This is a genomic window from Brevundimonas sp., assembly GCF_036676055.1.
Classification (GTDB): domain Bacteria; phylum Pseudomonadota; class Alphaproteobacteria; order Caulobacterales; family Caulobacteraceae; genus Brevundimonas.
The window spans coordinates 1-19,789 of record NZ_JAKFDS010000030.1 but is presented as its reverse complement, the minus strand read 5'-3'; the positions used below and the strand labels follow the sequence as shown (position 1 = coordinate 19,789).

Annotated in this window: 18 protein-coding genes; 11 read left to right on the top strand and 7 right to left on the bottom strand. The window is 70.5% G+C overall.

Features of this window, described 5'->3' with window-relative positions:
* The coding region (locus V6M45_RS05615) for an arginase family protein (RefSeq protein ID WP_332654645.1) at positions 1 to 486 on the bottom strand (486 nt) is incomplete at its 3' end.
* A gap of 25 nt (positions 487 to 511) precedes the next feature.
* Between V6M45_RS05615 and hutU the strand changes: the two genes are divergently transcribed.
* The gene (gene hutU / locus V6M45_RS05610; protein WP_332654644.1) at positions 512 to 2,185 is read left to right on the top strand and encodes a urocanate hydratase; all 1,674 of its coding nucleotides are present in this window, start codon (positions 512 to 514) and stop codon (positions 2,183 to 2,185) included.
* Positions 2,186 to 2,187: 2 nt separating this feature from the next.
* Positions 2,188 to 3,717: a histidine ammonia-lyase gene (hutH, locus tag V6M45_RS05605; RefSeq protein WP_332654643.1), complete on the top strand. Its 1,530-nt coding sequence runs from the start codon at positions 2,188 to 2,190 to the stop codon at positions 3,715 to 3,717.
* Between the two features lie 191 nt (positions 3,718 to 3,908).
* Here the strand turns inward: hutH and fni are convergent, their stop codons facing one another.
* Positions 3,909 to 4,931 carry a type 2 isopentenyl-diphosphate Delta-isomerase gene (gene fni / locus V6M45_RS05600; protein ID WP_332654642.1) on the bottom strand — a complete coding sequence of 341 codons (1,023 nt, stop codon included), beginning with the start codon at positions 4,929 to 4,931 and terminating at the stop codon, positions 3,909 to 3,911.
* Between the two features lie 28 nt (positions 4,932 to 4,959).
* Positions 4,960 to 6,792 carry a PPC domain-containing protein gene (locus V6M45_RS05595; RefSeq protein WP_332654641.1) on the bottom strand — a complete coding sequence of 611 codons (1,833 nt, stop codon included), beginning with the start codon at positions 6,790 to 6,792 and terminating at the stop codon, positions 4,960 to 4,962.
* A gap of 94 nt (positions 6,793 to 6,886) precedes the next feature.
* Here V6M45_RS05595 and V6M45_RS05590 point away from each other — a divergent pair, with 94 nt between their 5' ends.
* The 5 genes from V6M45_RS05590 (at position 6,887) to V6M45_RS05570 (ending at position 10,882) form a co-directional block, all read left to right on the top strand.
* Positions 6,887 to 7,810 (top strand): bifunctional methylenetetrahydrofolate dehydrogenase/methenyltetrahydrofolate cyclohydrolase, encoded by a 924-nt coding sequence (locus V6M45_RS05590; RefSeq protein ID WP_332654640.1) that lies wholly within the window; start codon positions 6,887 to 6,889, stop codon positions 7,808 to 7,810.
* A 61-nt stretch (positions 7,811 to 7,871) separates the two neighbouring features.
* Complete coding sequence (locus V6M45_RS05585) at positions 7,872 to 8,543, top strand: LemA family protein (protein WP_332654639.1); 672 nt, start codon at positions 7,872 to 7,874, stop codon at positions 8,541 to 8,543.
* Positions 8,540 to 9,367 carry a TPM domain-containing protein gene (locus V6M45_RS05580; RefSeq protein ID WP_332654638.1) on the top strand — a complete coding sequence of 276 codons (828 nt, stop codon included), beginning with the start codon at positions 8,540 to 8,542 and terminating at the stop codon, positions 9,365 to 9,367. Before V6M45_RS05585 ends, V6M45_RS05580 begins: the two co-directional genes overlap by 4 nt.
* Positions 9,361 to 10,053, top strand: a complete 693-nt coding sequence (locus V6M45_RS05575) for a TPM domain-containing protein (protein ID WP_332654637.1) — start codon at positions 9,361 to 9,363, stop codon at positions 10,051 to 10,053. Before V6M45_RS05580 ends, V6M45_RS05575 begins: the two co-directional genes overlap by 7 nt.
* A gap of 94 nt (positions 10,054 to 10,147) precedes the next feature.
* Positions 10,148 to 10,882 carry an endonuclease/exonuclease/phosphatase family protein gene (locus tag V6M45_RS05570; protein ID WP_332654635.1) on the top strand — a complete coding sequence of 245 codons (735 nt, stop codon included), beginning with the start codon at positions 10,148 to 10,150 and terminating at the stop codon, positions 10,880 to 10,882.
* Here the strand turns inward: V6M45_RS05570 and V6M45_RS05565 are convergent.
* Positions 10,872 to 12,338, bottom strand: a complete 1,467-nt coding sequence (locus V6M45_RS05565; RefSeq protein ID WP_332654633.1) for a phospholipase D-like domain-containing protein — start codon at positions 12,336 to 12,338, stop codon at positions 10,872 to 10,874. The two genes, V6M45_RS05570 and V6M45_RS05565, sit on opposite strands and share 11 nt — an antisense overlap.
* Positions 12,339 to 12,526: 188 nt before the next feature.
* Here V6M45_RS05565 and V6M45_RS05560 point away from each other — a divergent pair, with 188 nt between their 5' ends.
* Positions 12,527 to 12,712 (top strand): hypothetical protein, encoded by a 186-nt coding sequence (locus V6M45_RS05560; protein WP_332654631.1) that lies wholly within the window; start codon positions 12,527 to 12,529, stop codon positions 12,710 to 12,712.
* A 116-nt stretch (positions 12,713 to 12,828) separates the two neighbouring features.
* The gene (locus V6M45_RS05555) at positions 12,829 to 15,348 is read left to right on the top strand and encodes a tipN (RefSeq protein WP_332654630.1); all 2,520 of its coding nucleotides are present in this window, start codon (positions 12,829 to 12,831) and stop codon (positions 15,346 to 15,348) included.
* Between the two features lie 2 nt (positions 15,349 to 15,350).
* On the opposite strand, the gene V6M45_RS05550 is transcribed toward V6M45_RS05555, so the two are convergent.
* Positions 15,351 to 16,508: an MFS transporter gene (locus V6M45_RS05550; RefSeq protein ID WP_332654629.1), complete on the bottom strand. Its 1,158-nt coding sequence runs from the start codon at positions 16,506 to 16,508 to the stop codon at positions 15,351 to 15,353.
* 48 nt (positions 16,509 to 16,556) lie between these two features.
* Here V6M45_RS05550 and V6M45_RS05545 point away from each other — a divergent pair, with 48 nt between their 5' ends.
* Both V6M45_RS05545 and pip read left to right on the top strand, forming a co-directional pair.
* A complete protein-coding gene (locus V6M45_RS05545) occupies positions 16,557 to 16,928 on the top strand; it encodes a DUF423 domain-containing protein (protein WP_332654627.1) in 372 nt (123 codons plus the stop codon).
* Between the two features lie 28 nt (positions 16,929 to 16,956).
* Complete coding sequence (gene pip / locus V6M45_RS05540) at positions 16,957 to 17,931, top strand: prolyl aminopeptidase (RefSeq protein ID WP_332654626.1); 975 nt, start codon at positions 16,957 to 16,959, stop codon at positions 17,929 to 17,931.
* Positions 17,932 to 18,019: 88 nt separating this feature from the next.
* Here the strand turns inward: pip and V6M45_RS05535 are convergent, their stop codons facing one another.
* Together V6M45_RS05535 and rodA are read right to left on the bottom strand one after the other, a co-directional pair.
* Positions 18,020 to 18,478: a DUF6173 family protein gene (locus tag V6M45_RS05535; RefSeq protein WP_332654625.1), complete on the bottom strand. Its 459-nt coding sequence runs from the start codon at positions 18,476 to 18,478 to the stop codon at positions 18,020 to 18,022.
* A 29-nt stretch (positions 18,479 to 18,507) separates the two neighbouring features.
* Entirely contained in the window at positions 18,508 to 19,665 is a 1,158-nt protein-coding gene (gene rodA, locus V6M45_RS05530) for a rod shape-determining protein RodA (protein ID WP_332654624.1), read from the bottom strand.
* Positions 19,666 to 19,789: the final 124 nt, after the last annotated feature.

The following is a 19,789-nucleotide window of genomic DNA, read 5'->3' as shown; positions in this document are numbered from 1 at the left end:
GCGGCCGTCGAGGCCGTCCTCGAGCAGGGCCTGGATCGGATTGCCGTTGGTCAGGCCCTGGTCGGTGTCGCGCAGGTCGAAATGGGCGTCGAGGGTCAGGACGCCGACGCGGTCGAGGCCGAGGGCGTGGACGCCGGGCCGGGTGATGGCGTTGTTGCCGCCGACCAGCACGGTCAGTGGCCGGGAAGCCTGCGCCCTCACGGCGTCGCGCACGGGCTGGAAGGCGTCGGCGGGCGACACGCCCTTCAGCGCCACGTCCCCCGCGTCGTGCACGCGGGTCGACAGCTCGGCGCCGGTCTCGACGTCATAGGTCGAGAAGCGCGGCAGCACCGCCCGGAAGACCTTCGGACCGAGGTCGCAGCGGCCGGGCGTGAGCGAGCGTTCGTTAAGGCCCGCGCCGATCAGGGCGACCGGGGCGTCGGGGTGGTCACCGGTCAGGTCGGCGATGGAGCGCCAGCCGAGCGCGTCTGAGTCTTCCATGGTCATGGGCGGGCAGCGTAGAGAGGCCGCCATGACGACTCAACAGACCCCGAACACCCGCGTCATCCGCAGCCCCCGCGGCCCGGAGATGACGGCGAAGACCTGGGCCGCCGAGGCGGCGCTGCGGATGCTGATGAACAACCTCGATCCCGAGGTGGCCGAGCGGCCGGAGGACCTGGTGGTCTATGGCGGCATCGGCAAGGCGGCGCGGGACTGGGCCTCGTTCGACCGGATCGTGGCCGAGCTGCGCAATCTCGAGGCCGACCAGACCCTGCTGGTCCAGTCGGGCAAGCCGGTCGGGGTGTTCCGCACCCACGCCGACGCCCCGCGGGTGCTGATCGCCAACTCCAATCTGGTGCCGAAGTGGGCGACCTGGGAGCATTTCAACGAGCTCGATCGCAAGGGGCTGATGATGTACGGCCAGATGACGGCCGGCTCGTGGATCTACATCGGCACCCAGGGCATCGTTCAGGGCACCTACGAGACCTTCATGGAGGCCGGGCGCCAGCACTATGGCGGCGACTGGTCGGGCAAATGGATCCTGACCGCCGGCCTCGGCGGCATGGGCGGGGCCCAGCCGCTGGCCGCGACCATGGCCGGGGCCTCGTGCCTCGCCGTCGAGTGCCAGCGCAGCCGGATCGAGATGCGGCTGAAGACCCGCTACCTCGACGTCATGGCCGAGACGCTGGACGAGGCGCTGGCCTTGATCGAACAGGCCAAGTTGGATGGAAAACCCATATCTGTCGGTCTGTTGGGCAATGCAGCGGATGTTCTGCCTGAACTCGTCAAACGCGGCGTCCGTCCCGATCTGGTCACCGACCAGACCTCGGCCCACGACCCCGTCAACGGCTATCTGCCGCAGGGCTGGACCGTGGCGGAGTGGGAGGCGAAGCGGCAGAGCGACCCCGCCGCCGTCGAGGCTGCGGCCCGCAAGTCGATGGCCGTCCATGTGCAGGCCATGCTCGCTTTCCATGGGCAGGGCATCCCGGTCACCGACTACGGCAACAACATCCGCCAGGTCGCCTTCGACGAGGGCGTCGAAGACGCCTTCGCCTTCCCCGGCTTCGTGCCCGCCTATATCCGCCCGCTGTTCTGCCGCGGCATCGGCCCGTTCCGCTGGGCGGCGCTGACCGGCGACCCTGACGACATCCGCAAGACCGACGCGGCGATGAAAAAGCTGTTCCCCGACAACGCCGGCCTGCACCGGTGGCTGGACATGGCGGAGGAGCGGATCGCCTTCCAGGGCCTGCCCGCCCGCATCTGCTGGATCGGCCTCGGCGACCGCCACCGGGCGGGCCTGATGTTCAACGACATGGTGGCCTCCGGCGAACTCAGCGGCCCGATCGTCATCGGCCGCGACCATCTGGACAGCGGCTCGGTCGCCAGCCCGAACCGCGAGACCGAGGCGATGATGGACGGCTCGGACGCCGTGTCCGACTGGCCGCTGCTCAACGCCCTGCTGAACACGGCCTCGGGCGCCAGCTGGGTGTCCCTGCACCACGGCGGCGGGGTCGGCATGGGCTATTCCCAGCACTCCGGCGTGGTCATCGTCGCCGATGGCACGCCCGAGGCCGCGAAACGGCTGGAGCGCGTCCTGTGGAACGACCCGGCGACCGGGGTGATGCGCCACGCGGACGCAGGATATGAGATCGCGAAAGAGGCGGCGCGCGAACACGGCCTCAACCTGCCGAGCCTGAAGGCCTGATCATGACCACCCTCACCCTCGGCCAGTCCCCCCTCACCCTCGCCCAGCTCCGCGCGGTGCTTGACGGCCCGTGCACGGTCGAGCTCGCCCCCGCCGCCTGGATCGCCGTCGAGCGCGGCGCGGCCGTGGTCGCGGCCATCGTGGCCGAGGGACGCACCGTCTATGGCGTCAACACCGGCTTCGGCCTGCTGGCCAACACCTCCATCGCCGCGGACGACCTCGAGACGCTGCAGAAGAATCTGGTGCTGAGCCACGCCTGCGGGGTCGGGCCGCTGCTGGACGACGCCGTGGTGCGTCTGCTGATGGTCCTGAAGATCGCCTCGCTGTCGAAGGGGGCGTCGGGCATCCGCCGCGAGACGCTCGAGGCCCTGATCGCCATGGTCAACGGGGGCGTGCTGCCCTGCATCCCGTCCAAGGGCTCGGTCGGGGCGTCGGGCGACCTGGCGCCGCTGGCGCATATGAGCTGCGTCCTGATCGGCGTCGGCGAGGCGCGGGTGAACGGCGAGACCCTTCCGGCCGAGGCGGCGCTGGCCACGGTCGGGCTGAAGCCCATCGTGCTGGGCCCCAAGGAGGGGCTCGCCCTGCTGAACGGCACCCAGTGCTCGACGGCGCTGGCGCTGGCCGGCCTGTTCGCCGCCGAGGCCGCCTTCGCGGCGGGCGTGGCGGCCGGGGCCCTGTCGGTCGATGCGCTGAAGGGCTCGGACGCGCCGTTCGACGCCCGCATCCACGCCCTGCGGGGCCAGCCCGGACAGATCGCCGTCGCCGCCCGCCTGCGCGCCCTGATGGCCGGCAGCGCTATCCGCGAGAGCCATCGCCACGACTGCTCAAAGGTGCAGGACCCCTACTCCCTGCGCTGCCAGCCGCAGGTGATGGGCGCCGTGCTGGACGTGTTGCGCAACGCCGCCGCCACGCTGGAGCGCGAGGCCAACGCCGTGACCGACAATCCGCTGGTCTTCATCGACGAGGGCGACGTCATCTCCGGCGGCAATTTCCACGCCGAACCCGTTGCTTTCGCTGCGGATCAGATCGCCATGGCGCTGTGCGAGATCGGCAATATTTCCGAGCGGCGCACCTCTATCCTCGTCGATCCGAAGATGAGCGACCTGCCCGCCTTCCTCGTGAAGGAGAGCGGGCTGAACTCCGGCTTCATGATCGCCCAGGTCACCGCCGCCGCCCTGGTGGCCGAGAACCGGATGGTGGCCCATCCGTGCAGCATCGACACCGTGCCGACCTCGGCCAATCAGGAGGATCACGTCTCCATGGCCACGCATGGCGCGAGGCGTCTGCTGGACATGGCCGAGAACACCGCCACGGTCGTGGCCATCGAACTGCTGGCCGCCGCGCAGGGGATCGAATTCCACCGGCCGCTGACCACCTCGCCCGATCTGGAGCAGGTCTTCGCCATCGTGCGCGAGGCGGCCGCCGCCTATGGCTCGGACCACTATTTCGCGCCGGACATTGCGCGGGCGACGGACGGGGTGCGGGCCGGCCGGTACCGCACCTTCGCGGGCGATCTGCTGCCCTCGGCGTAGTTCCTCTCCTTTCGTCATCCTCCGGCGAGCGTAGCGAGACCGGGGGACCCAGCGGCGCGCGAGAGCGCGACCCTGTCGGAAGCGCGCTGTGTGCAACAGCCTGCCTGAGCAGATCGCCTTCGGCGCCGCTGGGTCCCCCGGTCTGCGCGGCTGCGCCGCTTGCCGGAGGATGACGATAGCAATGAGGATGCTCAGCCCTGCAACGGCGCCTTGCGCAGGGCGGTCAGGTTGGGCGAGCCGGTGCAGAAGCAGACGGTGCGCAGCTGACGGATCATGGTCTGGAAATGGTCGACCACCGCCTCGGTCGAGACGGTGGCGGCCTGCAGCACCCCAGCCGCCTGACCGACCATGTCGGCGCCGAGGCGGATGGCTTTCGCCGCGTCGACGCCGTCCGCCACCCCGCCCGAGCCGATGATCAGGGTCTTCGGACAGGCGGCCCGGGCCTCGGCGATGGCGCGGGCGGTGGGTATGCCCCAGTCGGCGAAGCCGGCGGCGTGGGCCTTGTCGTCGGCGTCGACGGCCCGCTCGCCCTCGACCATGGCCCAGTTGGAGCCGCCGGCCCCGGCCACATCGATCGCCGCCACGCCCATGTCCGCCAGCCGCCGGGCCGTCGCGCCTGACAGGCCCGCGCCGGTCTCCTTGACCACCACCGGCGCATCCAGCGCCTTGACCAGCGCCTCGAGCGCCGCGCCGACGCCCCACCAGTCGCGATCGCCCTCGGGCTGACAGGCTTCCTGCAGCGGGTTGAGGTGCACGACGAGGGCGTCGGCGGCGATCATGTCCAGCACGCGCCGGGCCTCGTCGACGCCGAAGCCACGGGTCAGCTGGGCTGCGCCGATATTGGCGAGGATGGGGGTGTCGGGGGCCTTGAGCCGCAGCGCCATGTCCAGCCCCGGCGTCGGCCCGTCCGCCGCCAGCGCCGCCCGCTGGGAGCCGACCGCAAGGGCGATGCCGAGATGCTGGGCCGCCTCGGCCAGCCGGGTGTTGATGGCCTCGGCGCGCGCCGGGCCGCCGGTCATGGCGCTGATCAGCAGGGGCGCCTTCAGCCGGCGGCCGAGGAAGTCGGCACCGAGATCGATCTTGCCGTGGTCGAGGTCCGGCAGCGCCTCATGCACGAAGCGGACGGCCGCGAAGCCGCTGTCCAGCCCGTGCCGCGCCCTGCCGGCGAGGATCACGTCGAGGTGCTGGTCCTTGCGGGCGGCGATGTCCGTCAAACGCTTACTCCACCCGTCGCGACTGGCGTCAGGGCTGTTTCTCGACCGTCAGGGCGTAGACCCCCGTCTGGCCTTGCTGGTACGCCCCCGCGCGGATTTCGAACGTGCCGTCGTCCGGCGCGGTCCACTCGAGTTTGGCATGGGTGTCGGTCAGGCCGTCGTCGTCGGAGCCCAGCGCTTCGAAGGCGCCGTCGCTCTTGATCCGTCCGACGATGACGAAGCTGTCGACGTCGTTGGAGACCATGGTGATGAGCAGCTTCTCGTCCTCGCGCAGCACGACACGATAGGCGTCATAGAAGCTGTTGCTGTCGGTGGTCGCGTCGGTTTCGCTCAGGGTTCCCCAGGCGGTGGATCCGACCAGGACGCTGCCGGGCTGCGGCTGGGGGCCGCGGTCGATCAGCTCAAGCGCATAGAGACCCTTGGAGTCGGAGCCCAGCGGCAGGGCGCGCAGCACATAGTCGCCGTCCTCGGGCAGGGTGAAGTTGAGCCGCGAATCCGTGCCCTCCATCAGGCCATCATCGTCCGAGGCCAGGGCGGAGAACTCGCCGTCGGCCTTGCCGACCTGCAGGAAGGTGTCGAAGTCGCCGGAGCGCATGATGGCCTGGATGCGCTGACCCTCGACGCCGGAGAAGGTGAAGGCGTCATAGCCGCGGTCGTCGTCGTCGCGCGGGTCGCCCTCGCCGATCTCTCCCTCGAGCGAGGCGCCGAATGCGATGCTTTCCGGCGCGCGGTCCGGCTCCACCTCGACGAGCGACAGGCTGTAGCCGCCCGTCGCCTCGGCGAACGCCCGCGCCTCGATGACGTAGGCCCCCGTCCGCGGGAGGGTGACGGTGATCCGCGAATTGGTGCCCTCCGGGCCGCCGTCGTCGTCTTCGTCGAGGCTGACCCGATTGTCGTCGAACAGCTCCAGATAGGTGTCGAAGTCGTCGGACGTCATGTCGATGCGGACCCGCTGGCCTTCGCGACCCTCGAACCGCCAGGCGTCCGCGGGGGTGTCGCTTTCGCTCTTGCCGTCCCCTTCGGTCAGTTCGCCCTCGACCGTGTCGCCGATGGCGATCGACTGGGCCGCGGCGGGCGGGGGGCCCTCCTGCAGGCTCAGGCTGTAGTCTCCGGAGTCAGCCGCGTTCAGGGGGGTGACCCGGATCAGATAGTCCCCGTTCTCCGGGGCCGTGAACACGAGCCGTGAGTTCAACCCGGAATCCGGACCGTCGTCATTTTCGGCCAGCTGGACGAAGGCGCCCGCCTCCATGCGGCCGATGCGCAGAACCGGGTCGAACGCTTCGCTGTCCAGCGCCACCGCGATCCGGTCGCCCTGCCGGGCGCGGAAGCTGAAGGCGTCATAGGGCAGGCCCTCGTCGGTCTCCGGATCGCGGCTCGACAGATCGCCGTTGACGGTCTGGCCGAGGCGGATGCCGGACGGGCGCGGGGCGCGGGGCGCGGGCGGGCGTTCCGCCAGGCTGAGCGTATAGGCGCCGCCGTCCAGACCCGACAGGGGCCGGGCCCGCAGCGTGTAGGTCCCTGCGGCCGGCGCCGTGAAGCGAAGCCGGGAATCAGTGCCCTCGCCGAGGCCGTCGTCGTCCGAGGCCAGCGCCTCGGTCGTGTCATCGGCGGGGAAGACCTCAAGGTAGGTGTCGAACTCCGGGGCGCGCAGGATGGCCTCGAACCGCTGACCGGCCCGGGCCGTGACGGCGTAGTCGTCGTAGCGGTACGCGCCGTCCTCCGCGGTCTGGTCGCCTTCCTCGATCGCGCCTTCGATCGTCGCCCCGACGGCCAGCGGCCCGGCGGCCTGCGCCAGGGCGGGGCCGGCGGCCAGAACGAGGGCCAGACAGCTGGCGGCGGCGAGGATAGTCTGACGGCGCATGCGGTCCCCCTGATTGCGGCCTCGATCATAGACGCCGAACCGCGCCGTCTGTAAATCGCGCTCACCGCACCATTCCTGACGACGGAGCCGAACCATGACGGCCGATCCCGCCCGCGCGACCCTGATCGACGGCAAGGCTTTCGCCGCCGGGCTGGTGGAGCGGGTCGCCGCGGCCTCGGCGCGGCTCGAATCGCAGCACGGCGTCAAGCCCGGCCTGGCCGTCGTCATCGTCGGCGAAGACCCGGCCAGCCAGATCTATGTCCGCAACAAGGGCGAGACCACGCTGCGCGCCGGGATGCGCTCCGACACCCACCGGCTGCCGGCCGAGACGGATCAGGAGACGCTGCTGGAGCTGATCGCGGCGCTGAACGCCGACCGGGGCATCCACGGAATTCTGGTGCAACTGCCCCTGCCCGGCCATATCGACGCCTCGGCCGTGCTGGGCGCGATCGATCCGGACAAGGACGTCGACGGCTTTCATGTCGTCAATGCGGGCCGCCTCGCCGTGGGTCTTCCCGGGCTGGTTCCGTGCACGCCACTGGGGTGCCTGATGCTGCTGAAGCATGAGCTGGGCGACCTGTCGGGCCTGAACGCGGTGATCGTCGGCCGCTCCAACATCGTCGGCAAGCCGATGGCGCAGCTGCTGCTGGGCGAGAGCTGCACGGTCACCGTCGCCCATTCGCGCACCCGCGACCTGCCGGCGCTGTGCCGCACGGCCGACATTCTGGTCGCCGCCGTCGGTCGCCCGGAGATGATCCGCGGCGACTGGATCCGGCCGGGCGCGACCGTCATCGACGTCGGCATCAACCGGGTTCCGTCGCGGGATCCGGTGAAGGCCGCCGAGGGCAAGACCCGGGTCGTGGGCGATGTGGCCTTCGACGAAGCGGCCGCCGTCGCCGGGCGCATCACCCCCGTCCCCGGCGGGATCGGCCCGATGACCATCGCCTGCCTGCTGGCCAACACCTATACGGCCGCCTGCCGCAAGGCGGGGGTCGAGCCGGAAGCGTTGGACGCTTGAACGGCGAACCCTAACCTCCGATAGTCGTTTCTTCGGGTCTGCAGCCTGACAGGAGACGACGATGAATGCCTTGAACTCCCGGACGGCGGCGATCGCCGCGGTCGTGCTCATCGCACCCGCCGTCACAGGCTGCGGCATCAACACCATCCCGACCAAGGAAGAGGCCGCCAAGGCCCGCTGGGCCGACGTGCAGTCGGCCTACCAGCGCCGCGCCGACCTGGTGCCCCAGCTGGTCGCCACGGTGCAGGGCGCGGCGATCTCGGAGCGCGCCATCCTGACCGAAGTCATCCAGGCGAGGGCCCAGGCCACCGGCGTGACGGTGACGCCGGAGACGCTGAGCGATCCGGCCGCCTTCCAGCAGTATCAGGCCGCGCAAGGGCAGCTGAGCCAGGCGCTGTCGCGTCTGATGCTGGTCGTCGAGCGCTATCCCGAGGTGAAGTCCAACCAGAATTTCCTCGTGCTCCAGACCCAGCTGGAAGGCACCGAGAACCGGATCAACATCACCCGGATCGACTACAATGAGGCGGTGCGGGACTATAACACCTCGCTGCGGACCTTCCCGACGGTGATCTGGGCCAAGACGATCCACGGCGGGTCCGAGCCGATGCAGCTGTTCCAGGCGACGGAAGCCGCCCAGACCGCGCCGACGGTCAATTTCGACGCACTCAATCCAGCGCGCCCAGGCGGGACCGCCGCGCCGACCACGCCCGGCGCGGCTCCGCCCGCGCAGTGAAGTCTTCGCCTCCCTGTCAGACGGTCCGACTGACGGCGCTGCTGTTCGCCATGCTGGCCGCCGTCTGGCTGGCGAGCGGGCACAGCGCCGCCGCGCAAGGCTCCGCCGACGTGCGGTTTCCTGAACTGAGCGGCCGGGTGGTCGACCAGGCCCGCCTGCTGACCCCCGAGAAGGAGGCCGAGCTTACGACGCGCCTGGAGGCGCTGGAGCGCGACACCTCCGACCAATTGGTCATCGTCACCGTGGAAAGCCTGCAAGGCCTCGAGATCGAGGACTACGGCTATCGGCTGGGGCGGGCATGGGGAATCGGCCAGGCCGAGGACGACAACGGAGTCCTGCTGATCGTCGCGCCCGAAGAGCGCAAGGTCCGCATCGAGGTCGGCTACGGGCTCGAACCGGTGCTGACCGACGGCCTGTCGGCCCTGATCATCCACAACGAGATTCTGCCGGCCTTCCGCGAAGGCTATTTCGAGCGCGGCATCGACCAGGGCGCGGCCGCCATCGAGGCCCAGCTTCGACTGGACCCCACCGAGGCCCAGGCGCGGGCGGCGGCGGCGACCGCCCCCGAGGCAGGGTTGCCGATCGGCCCGATGATCCTGATCGCCATGATCTTCGGGCTGATGTTCATCGGCATGATCGGCGGCCTCGCCGGGGGCGGACGCCGGCGACGCGGCTCCGGCGTGGCGCCGATCCTGATCTGGGCGGCGTCCGAAGCCCTGCGCAACAGCGGGCGCGGCGGCGGAGGCGGATCGTCCTGGGGCGGCGGCGGCTTCGGCGGCGGCGGCGGCTCATTTGGCGGCGGGGGCGCATCCGGCGGATGGTGATCAATCTCACGAACGAGGCCCACGACCGGATCGCGGCCGCCATCAACGCGGCGGAATCCCGCACATCGGGCGAGATCTTCTGCGTCCTGGCGCGGCGGGTTTCCTCCTACCGCGACGTCTCGCTGGCCTGGGCCGCCGCGGCGGCGCTGATCCTGCCGCTCGGGCTGATCCCGCTGGGCTTCGAGCCGGGCTGGATTCCCGGCTTCGCCGACGGCTGGGAAGCCTCCCACCTCGCCTCACAGCAGGTGTCGACCGGCCATGCGCTCGGAGCCTACGCCGTGATTCAGGCGGTTCTGTTCGTGGCCGTCTATCTGATCACCCGCCTGCCCGTGGTCACGCGCTGGGTCACGCCTCGCGCGGTCAGGCGCGCCCGGACCCGCAACGCCGCCGTGCAGCAGTTCCTCGCCCACGGCCTGCACGTCACCCAGGCGCGCACCGGGGTGCTGATCTTCGCCGCCCTGTCCGATCACCAGGTGGAGGTGGTCGCCGATCAGGGCATTTACGACCAGGTCGAGCACTCGGTGTGGGGCGACGCCGCGGAAGCTCTGGCCCAGGGTCTGAAGCGCGACGACCCGGCGGCGGGCTTTGAGGCGGCGGTGGGCCTGTGCGGCGAGGTGCTGGCCCGCCATTTCCCGCCACACCCCGGCAATCCCAACGAGGTGCCGGACCGTCTGGTCGTGATCTGACAACAAGCGGAACGCGCCCCCCCGGGGTCGCATTCCTGTTGGAAATGGCCTAGCCCGACCGCCACAGAGCGTTTCGGCCCGTTCCCAGGACTTCATGCCCCGCCTGCTGACCTACAATGTGCACCGCTGCGTCGGCGTCGATCGCCGGCTGGACGTCGGCCGGATCGCGGCGGTCATCGCCGAGCACGAACCCGATATCGTCTGCCTGCAGGAGCTCGACGTGGGTCGCGCCCGGACCGGGCTGGTCGATCAGGCCAGCGCCATCGCCGACCGACTGGCGATGAGTTTCCACTTTCACGCGGCGATGACGGTCGAGAAGGAAGAATATGGCGATGCGATCCTGACGCTTCGCCCGGAGCGATTGATCAAGTCCGGGCCGCTGCCGACGGTTCGGGGCGTCCCCGGTCTGGAACCGCGCGGCGCCCTGTGGGCGGCGATAGACATCGACGGCGTCGCCCTGAATGTGATCACCACCCACTTGGGGTTGGTGCCGCGCGAGCAGCGGCTGCAGGTCGCGGCCCTGCTGGGCGAAGGCTGGCTGGGGCATCCGTCGTGCGCCGGTCCGACACTGCTGACGGGCGATTTCAACGCCACCTCGATCACCCGGCCCTATCAGGCGCTGGCGCGACGACTGTCGGACTGCCAGCGGGAACTGGGGCTCAAGCCCTCGATCAAGACGTTCCCGTCGAGCTTCCCGGCCATCCGCATCGACCACTGTTTCACCAGTCCGGAAGTGGTCGTCACCGGCGTCACGGCCCCCTTCTCGCCGCTCGCCCGCATGGCGTCCGACCACCTGCCGCTGGTGGTGGACTTCACGCTCAGGAACTGATCCGGGCGGGCTGGTTGCGCTGCGAACGGGTGCGGCGCTTCCACGGCCGGAACGCATCCGAGGGCGAGGTCGGGTCGCCCAGCTGGAATTCGGCGATGAAACGTTCGAACGGGGACGGCGGCTTCGCCCCGAGCGATCGCATCCGACCCGTGTCGAAGCGCTGGATGGCCTCCCCGACCGATCCGACGAGGGCCTCGGCGGCGGCGAATTCCTCAGAGCTTTCCCCGATCCAGTGACCGATGGTGCGTTGGCGGAAGCGGCGGATGGCCGCCCGCCCCTCCTCCGTCGTCGGCGCCGCCGCCACGTCGCATTCGGTGTCGAAGCCGAAGGACCGGTTGTTGAGGTTGGTCGAGCCGATCCGCAGCACCTCATCGTCGTAGATCGACACCTTGGCGTGGACGATGATCCGCTCGCCGCCCCGGGTGTAGGGGGCGAAGGCGTAGAAGCGATTGTTGCAGTCGGCCTGCTCCAGCCGGAACAGGACCTCGGAGCGCGCCGTGTCCATGGTCATCTGGTCGAACCAGCTGGGGCTCTCGCCGGTCGAGACGAGGACGACCTCCGGACTGTCCGGCTCGGCCAGGCGTTCGGCGAGGGCCGCAGCGATCTTCGGCGAGGTGAAATACTGGTTCTCCAGATAGATCAGCCGGCGCGCGCGACGGATCGCGTCGAGGTGGAGGATCTCGTTCTCGCGCACCTCGCTCCGTCCGGCCCAGGCCGGCTCGGTGCGGGCGATGGCGATCGGGGTGTCGAACAGATCCGGCTCGACCCCGTCCGGCCAGGGATCGCCCTCGACCTCGTCGGGGACCGTCCGTTCCGCGGTCGAGCGGAACCAGCGTTCGCGGGCCAGATCGCCGAGCGCGCGCGCCGCCGGACCGTCCATCACGCACATAACCTCGTGGCGGGGCGCCGGGATCAGACCGGACGGCTGGCACCGGCGCGGATCTCCGTCGAGATGTTCGCTCGAGTCCCAGCGGTCTGTCGAAATATCGCCGCCGCCGCAGAAGGCCACCTTGTCGTCGATGATGACCGCCTTCTGATGGTGGCAGGCGCCGGTCGGACCGGCGCGGTCGAGGCGGAACTCCACGAACCGCTTGCGGAACCAGCCCTGCGCCCGGTGCGGGAAGAAGCCCTGGGACGCGGCGATGACGAGCGGCGATTTCCAGATCAGCAGGCGCACGTCCAGTTCGGGCCGGACCTTGACCAGCATGCGCAGCTGGTGACCGATCTGGGCGTGGTGATCGTCCGGCAGGGTCTCGGGGTCGAGGCGGGTGCGCGGGTCAAACTGCCAGCCGAGCAGGACGATCGACCGTTCGGCCTTGTCCAGGGCGGATCGCAGCGCCTCGAAATAGGCGGCGTTCTCCATCAGCACGGCGAACCGTCCGGCGGTTTCGACCCGCCAGCAGTTTTGTCCCGGCGTCAGCCAGGGTTGGTTCTGTTCGTCCGCCGAAGGGCTCATGAATGGAAGCCTGACCGATTCGCATGACGGCGGCTTGCGCCCCAAGCTCTACAGGACGCACGCCGCCGCGTTCCGTTCCATTTCGGCAATGTTTCAGCCGCTCTGTCGTCATATTTCGGCGGCCGCGGATTGCCCGAACGCGGTTTTCAGCGCATAGTTCCGAGTTCAAACGGAGTGGGAGGTCGGCGATGCAGGCGCTGATCGAAATGATCGTCGGCTTCGTCGCCCTGCTCGCCGCAGCGGCCCTTTCGCAATTCGGATTGCAGGTCGACGCCCCCAGAAAAACCGAGCGGGAAATCCACCGCGTGCAGGACTGCGGGGATGCGCCCGCCGCCATCGGGGTCGCCGCGGCCCGTCGTCAACAGGACTGCTGATCCCTCCGCCGGATTCGTCGGCCCTCGCCTTTGCGCGCCGCGATTGAGCCGCTAGGGTTCTGACGGGTCGCGCGCCCCGGCTGCGCGACGTCGTGTCCTGACGAGATCGCCACCCCATGAAATCCCGCCAACGGCCGCCGCTGAACCTGACCGACCCCGAGCCGGAGGACGTCGCCGCGACCGCCCTGGATGCGGAGCCGGGCGCCGAGCCCGATCTGGAGTCCGATCTGGTCGCCGACCGCCCGATGTCCGAGCGCCGCCGGCGTCGCCTTGCGGAAGAACGCCGCCAGGCCGAACAGCGGGCCGCCGAGGCGGCGCGGCGCCAAGAGGCCGCCCTGTCCCCGGCCGTCACGCCCGAGCTGGCTGAATCCGCGGACGCTCCGCCCGCCCCCTATGAGCCGCGCCCTGCGCCGGCGCCCCTGCGTCGCCCGCTCGAGCCGGCGCCCTCGGGCCGGCACGCCTATCTGCTGGCGGGCGTCTCGGCTGCGCTGTGGATCGGCGGCGTGGCGGCCTGGCTGGCCTATGAGATCGGATCCGGCGCGGCCGAGCTGGAGCCGCTGCGGCTGGCGGTCTACGCCCTGATCGCACTGGCCCCCGCGGGCCTCGCCATCATGCTGGCCCATGCGATCCGGCAAGGCGCCGGACTGGCGGCCGAGACCCGGCGCGCCCGGGGCCTGTCCGAGGCCCTGATCGCGCCCACGGCCCTCGCCGCGCAGCAGACCGGCGAGGTGCTGAACGCGCTGCGCAACGACATTGATCAGGCCTCGCTGGCGGCCGAGCGAGCCCGCAACGACATGACCCTGCTGCGCGAGGCCCTCGCGCAGGAGACCATCCGGCTCAACGAGGCCGCCGAGACCGCCGGCCGGACCGCCCGCCGGCTGGCCGAGCAACTCGGCCACGAGCGCGACCAGATGCAGACGCTGGGGGTTCAGCTGGACAGCCAGGCCACCGGCGTGATCGACGCGGTCGAACGGCAGTCGCGCATGGTCGTCGACGCCTCCGACCTGGCCCAGACGCAGCTGCGGGAGGCCGAAGCCGCCCTCGCCGCCCGCGCCGCCGACCTGGCCGCCGCCGCCGGCGAGGCCCAGGAGGCCGCCCGCGTCGCCGCCGATGATCTGGCCCGCCAGACCCTGCGGCTGGAGAACGCCGGCTCGGGCGTCGCCGAGCAGATCCAGTCGGTCGAGGAAGGTCTCGGCCAGCAGCGCGCCGCCCTGGTCACCGCCGCCTACGCCCTGCGCACCGACCAGGAGGACTTCTCCGCCCAGGTCGAGAGCCAGCGCGCGCAGCTGACAGAGCAGCTGTCGGCGACCCGGGCGGTCACCGACGAACTGGGCCAGACCTCGGTGCGGACGACCGAGAGCATCAAGGACCTGGTCGAGGCCGCCACGGACCAGTTCCGCGCCCTCGTCGAAATGTCCCAGCGCGAGGCCGACGGCTTCGACAGCGCCACCAAGCTGGCGCTGGACAAGTTCGAGGCGCTGGCCGCGGAGGCCCGCGACGCCCTGGTCGAAGAGACCCGGCGGGCGCTGGCGGCGCTGCAGGCCACGGCCGAGGACTCCCGGCTGGCCGCCGGTGAAGCCGCCGAACAGGCCCAGGTTCGCGCCGACCGGCTGGGTGAGGCCCTGTTCGATGCGGCGCAGAAGGCCGATCAGGCCGCCGACGCCCGCGTCGACAGCGCCCGGCGGATCGTCTCCGAGACCAGCGGACTGGTCGAGGAGGCCGGCCAGCGGGCGCTGGAGCAGCTCGAGGCCACCGTCGAGCGGATGAACTCGGCCCTGGCCCGCGTCGAGGAGGCGATGGAGGCGCTGGACGAGCGCGCCGCCCGCCTGCCCGAGGAGGCGCAGCAGCGGGTCGACGCCGTCCGCGCGACGGTCGAGGAAGGTCTGGCCGCCCTGTCGGCCGCCTCGCAGAAGGCCGCCGCCGACACCGAGGCGCTGGACGCCGGCTTCCAGGAGCGGGTGCGGCGCAACTACGACATGCTGACCGAGGCCGTCCGGCTGATGGGGGTGGTGTCAGGAGACGCGCCGACGATCCGCCGCCGCGAACCCGCGCCCGCCAGCCCCGCCCCGGAGCCGGAAGCGCCGCAGCGCCCGCGCCCCGAGCCGGCCTCAGAGCCGCGCGGCTTCGGCCTGCGCGGCCGGCTGAAGCTGGAGCCGATGCCCGGGGCCGCCGTGCCGAACCAGCCGGAGAAGGATCGGCTGGGCTGGAGCGATCTGGTCGACGACGGCCCGTCGGAGGCCCCTCTGGATCTCGACACGCCGATCATGCCCGCCGAGGACAGCGAGCTTCTGGGCGAACGGATGACGGCCGCCATCCGCCGTATGGGGGTCGATCCCAACGCCCTGCTGCCCCGCTCGCGCGTCGAGGAGGCCGCCCAGGCGGTGGCCGGCGGCGATCCCGAGCGCGCCCGCCAGATCGTGCGCCGGGTCGCGCCGGCGGCGGTGCGCAGCGTGTCGAGACGGGTGCTGACCGACGCCGATCTGCGCGCCGACGCCGAGACCTATGTCAGGACCTTCGCGCGGGACCTGGCGGCGCGGGCCTCGGCCGGCGACGGCCAGGGCGTGCTGGGGCGGCTGACGTCGGACGGCGGCCGGGCCTTCATGCTGCTGGACGCCGCCATCGGCGATCTGGCCTGAGGTCAGCCGGCCAGCTTGCGGCGCAGCGGCGCGGCGGCGACCAGTCCCGCCGCGGCCATCGCCGCCATGGCCCAGTAGCCCCCGGCCCCGAAGCGGTCATAGAGCGGCCCCGAGGCGGCGGTCGCCAAGCCGATCAGCACCCCGGCCGACAGCATGGAGCTGAGCGTCTGGGCGGCCGTGTGGCTCTCGGGCGGCGACAGCCGCTCCACGATCTGCAGCCCGGCCAGGAAGGTGGCGGCGAAGGTCAGGGCGTGCAGGGCCTGCAGCGGCCATAGCAGCCACAGCGGCGGGGCGAAGGCCATGGCGCTCCAGCGCAGCACGGCGGCGGCCGAGCCGATCATCAACAGGCTCCACGGGCCGATGCCGACCCGGCGGCGCCACGGCTCGAAAAGCCACATCAGGGCGATCTCGACGATCACCCCGAAGGCCCAGAGCTGGCCCGTCACCGCCTCGCTTATCCCCTGGGTTTTCCACAGGATGGCCGAGAAGCCGTATTGGAAGGCGTGGGCCGCCTGCACTGCGCCGATGGCGAAGATGGCGGTCATGAAGACCGGATCCCCCACCAGCCGCCCGAGGCCGCGGAACCGCTCCAGCCCGGCGACCGGGGCGCCGTCGGCGACCGGCTCGGGCGGCAGGACGAAGGCCGCGACGGCGGCGACGCCCAGCGAGGCCAGGACGATCCAGACGATCACGCCGTCCACCGGCCAGTGCAGAAGCAAGGCGCCCATGCCGACATTGGCGACCACGAAGGCAGCCGAGCCGGCGCCGCGCGGCAGGGAGAAGCTGAAGCCCAGCCGGCCGGCCAGCCGCAGGGTCATGACGTCGCTCAGCGGCACCAGCACGCCCATGGCCGTCGCTCCAACGAACCAGCCGATGGCCCGGACCGCATGAAGGTCGGAGGCTCCAGCGACGGCGTAACCCGCGGCCATGACCAGGCCCATCAGGGCGATCGGCGTGCGCCGGTAGCGGAAGCCGTCGGCCCAGACCGCCAGCAGCGGCCCGGTGACGATCCGGGCCAGCATCGGGGCGGCCAGCAGGGTCCCGATCTCGGCCCCGCTCAACCCCTGCGCACGCATCCACAGACCCGCGAACGGCAGCGACACCCCGGTGGCGCCGAAGAGCAACACATACTGCAAAGCCATGCGCCGGGCGGGAGTCATGGCGGGCGAATAGCAGACGCGGGGGATTCTGTCGGCTAGCGTCCACCGATGACAACGACTCGCAGCCTGGTCGTCTTCGCCGCCCTGAACGGGGCCCTGGCCGTGGCGCTGGGCGCCTTCGCGGCCCATGGCGCGGGGCCCCAGGTCAAGCAGTTGCTGACCACGGGCGCGCACTATCAGCTGGTCCACGCCGTCCTTGCCCTGGTCTGCGCCGTCTGGCCTGCCCGGGACCGGCTGGTCGTCATCGCCGGCTGGCTGGCCGCGGCGGGTGGTCTGATCTTCGCCCTCGCCCTGTCGGCCGTCGCGCTGATGAGCCTTTCGGCCATGGGCGCCGTCGCTCCGATCGGCGGCCTGTTGATGATCGCGGCTTGGCTTTTGATCGGCTATGCCGCATTGCGGACACAAACTCCTCCCGCCTGACCCGTCACGAAAGAGTCCGAGTACCCGTATGGCCTTCCCCGTGCCCGAGACGTCCCGCCGCGAACTGTTTCCCGAGATCGAGCCCTACGCCAGCGGCTTCATGCCGACCGATGGCCTCCACGAGATCTGGTACGAGGAGTGCGGCAATCCCCAGGGCCTGCCGGTCGTCGTCCTGCATGGCGGCCCCGGCGGCGCGGTCAATCCGGGCATGCGGCGCTATTTCGATCCGGCCAAATACCGCATCGTCCTGTTCGACCAGCGCGGCTGCGGCAACAGCCGCCCGAACGCCTCGCTGGAGGACAACACCACCTGGACCCTGATCGAGGACATCGAGCGGCTGCGCGACCTGCTGGGCATCGACAAATGGGTGGTGTTCGGCGGCAGCTGGGGTTCGACCCTGTCGATGGCCTACGCCATCACCCATCCCGAGCGAACCGCGGCCCTGGTGCTGCGCGGCATCTTCCTGCTGACCCGGGGCGAGTTGCACTGGTTCTACCAGGAGGGGGCGTCGCACCTGTTCCCCGACGCCTGGGAGCGGTTCATCGCCCCGATCCCGGAGGGCGAGCGGCACGACCTGATGGGCGCCTACTACAAGCGGCTGATCGGCGATGACCAGGCGGAGCGGGAGCGCTGCGCCATCGCCTGGTCGAGCTGGGAGGGCGAAACGGTCAGTGTCGAGGGGCCCGAAGCCCGCCCCGACAAGTTCGCGGAGCCGGAATTCGCGGTGGCGTTCGCCCGGATCGAGAACTGGTATTTCACCAACGGTGGTTTCTTCCCCGAGGAAGGCTGGCTGCTCAAGAACATCGGCCGCATCCGCCACATCCCATGCTGGATCGCCCAGGGCCGGTTCGACGTGGTGACCCCGCCCTCCGGCGCCTGGGCCCTGCACCGGGCGTGGCCCGAGGCGAAGCTGGACCTGGTCAAGGACGCCGGCCACGCCTCCACCGAACCGGGCATCATCGACAGCCTGGTGCGGGCGACGGACTGGGCGGCTTCGCTTTAGGCAGCAGACAACAGGCAACAGGGTCGTCGCGATGCTGGCAGCTATTGGATCAAGGCGATCTGAAGCCTGTTGCCTGTCGCCTGATGCCTCACTTCTTGTCCGTCTTCCGCACCATTTCCGACAACTGGAAGCCGATACGACGGGCTTCACGTTCCTCCGGGCGGCGGCGGACGTCGAGCAGGACGTTGATCTGGCCGTAGTGCTGGATCAGGCGCACCGGCTTGCCGTCGGCGTTCTTGCCGGTGAACAGGATGAAGTCCGGGCCCCAGAAGCCGACGTCCTCGATCGACATGGTGCCGTCGCCCGGCAGGCCGACGATGCGGGCGCCGATCTCCTCGTCCTTGTCGAGGCCCTTCTCGAAATCCTCGATCAGCTTGGACAGGCGGACGAAGGCCCATTCGGCCGGATTCTCGCGCATGCGGACGCCGTCCATCATGGCGGCGGTCTGCTCCGGCGAGGCGGCCGGGAGCACGGGCTTGGGACAGGGCTCATCGCCCCAGTCGGGGACGAACACGGGCGGGGCGGACGGAGCGGATGATTCAGACATGATCCGAGCCTAACGCCTGAACCCCGCGATCAGAACAGGCCGTGGCCCTTGGGCAGTTCGACGTAACGATGGACCCGGGTGGAAAGCACCAGGCCGAAGCCGATCATCACCGTCATCATCGACGAGCCGCCATAGGACAGCAGCGGCATCGGCACCCCGACCACGGGGGCCAGTCCCATCACCATCGCCCCGTTGATCAGCACGAACAGGGCGAAGAAGGAGGTCATGCCGGCGGCCGCGATACGTCCGAAATGGCTGTGGGCGAGCGAGGCGATGCGCAGGGCGATCAGGATGGCGGCGACGTAGCAGGCCAGCAGGGTGAACGAGCCCACGAAACCGAACTCCTCGGCCACGGTCGAGAAGATGAAGTCGGTGTGCCGCTCCGGCAGGAATTCGAGCTGGCTCTGGCTCCCCAGCCCGTAGCCCTTGCCCAGCAGCCCGCCGGAGCCGAGCGCGATCTTGGACTGGATGATGTTGTAGCCCGTGCCCGAGGGGTCGGCCTCGGGGTTGAGGAAGGTCAGCACGCGGTTGCGCTGGTAATCGTGCATGACGAACATCACGAAGGGCGGGATGACGGCGACGGCGGCCGCGCCGGCCGCGGCGATGATGCGCCAGCTCAGTCCGGCCATGAACATGACGGCGGCCCCGGTCAGGCCGATGACCATGGCCGAGCCCAGGTCCGGCTGTTTGGCGATCAGCAGGAAGGGCACGCCGATCATCCCGGCGGGGATCAGCAGCTTCCACGACAGCCGGGCGTCCTGGGCGGAATGGTTGTGGTACCAGCGGGCCAGCGCCAGAACGAGGCCGATCTTGATGAACTCGGCAGGCTGGATGCGGATGAAACCGAGGTTCAGCCAATTGCGCGCGCCGCCGGCGGTGTAGCCGAGCGGGGTGAACTCGATCATCAGCACCAGCAGAAGCAGCAGGCCGTAGAGCGGATAGGCGGCGCGAAACCACCATTTGGGATGGACCATGGCGAGGCCGAGCATCACCGCCAGCAGGGCCCCGAAACGGATCAGGTGCTTGGCCGCCCACGGTTGCCAATGCCCGCCGGTGATCGAATAGAGCATGGCCGCGCCGACGCCGGCGATGACGCACAGCAGGCCGACGAGGCGCCAGTCCAGTTCGGTGATCTTGGTCGAGATCCGGTCGCGCTCGCCGGGACGGGTCAGGGCGGAAGCGGTCATCGGCGCGGCTCGGACAAATAGGGACGCGGGCCGGAAGCGGCGGCGGGAGCGGGCTGGGCCGGCGGCGGCGGGGCCACCGTGGCGGCGTCGGCCCCGGTGACCTCCCCGCCCGGCGCCGCGCCCG

Excerpts from the sequence above, each read along its gene's own strand:
- V6M45_RS05535 (WP_332654625.1), bottom strand. The coding sequence starts at position 18,478 with ATGTCTGAATCATCCGCTCCGTCCGCCCCGCCCGTGTTCGTCCCCGAC.
- V6M45_RS05585 (WP_332654639.1), top strand. The coding sequence starts at position 7,872 with ATGAATGCCTTGAACTCCCGGACGGCGGCGATCGCCGCGGTCGTGCTC.
- V6M45_RS05595 (WP_332654641.1), bottom strand. The coding sequence starts at position 6,792 with ATGCGCCGTCAGACTATCCTCGCCGCCGCCAGCTGTCTGGCCCTCGTT.
- V6M45_RS05550 (WP_332654629.1), bottom strand. The coding sequence starts at position 16,508 with ATGACTCCCGCCCGGCGCATGGCTTTGCAGTATGTGTTGCTCTTCGGC.
- rodA (WP_332654624.1), bottom strand. The coding sequence starts at position 19,665 with ATGACCGCTTCCGCCCTGACCCGTCCCGGCGAGCGCGACCGGATCTCG.
- hutH (WP_332654643.1), top strand. The coding sequence starts at position 2,188 with ATGACCACCCTCACCCTCGGCCAGTCCCCCCTCACCCTCGCCCAGCTC.
- V6M45_RS05575 (WP_332654637.1), top strand. The coding sequence starts at position 9,361 with ATGGTGATCAATCTCACGAACGAGGCCCACGACCGGATCGCGGCCGCC.
- hutU (WP_332654644.1), top strand. The coding sequence starts at position 512 with ATGACGACTCAACAGACCCCGAACACCCGCGTCATCCGCAGCCCCCGC.
- V6M45_RS05545 (WP_332654627.1), top strand. The coding sequence starts at position 16,557 with ATGACAACGACTCGCAGCCTGGTCGTCTTCGCCGCCCTGAACGGGGCC.
- V6M45_RS05565 (WP_332654633.1), bottom strand. The coding sequence starts at position 12,338 with ATGAGCCCTTCGGCGGACGAACAGAACCAACCCTGGCTGACGCCGGGA.
- pip (WP_332654626.1), top strand. The coding sequence starts at position 16,957 with ATGGCCTTCCCCGTGCCCGAGACGTCCCGCCGCGAACTGTTTCCCGAG.
- V6M45_RS05590 (WP_332654640.1), top strand. The coding sequence starts at position 6,887 with ATGACGGCCGATCCCGCCCGCGCGACCCTGATCGACGGCAAGGCTTTC.
- V6M45_RS05560 (WP_332654631.1), top strand. The coding sequence starts at position 12,527 with ATGCAGGCGCTGATCGAAATGATCGTCGGCTTCGTCGCCCTGCTCGCC.
- V6M45_RS05570 (WP_332654635.1), top strand. The coding sequence starts at position 10,148 with ATGCCCCGCCTGCTGACCTACAATGTGCACCGCTGCGTCGGCGTCGAT.
- V6M45_RS05555 (WP_332654630.1), top strand. The coding sequence starts at position 12,829 with ATGAAATCCCGCCAACGGCCGCCGCTGAACCTGACCGACCCCGAGCCG.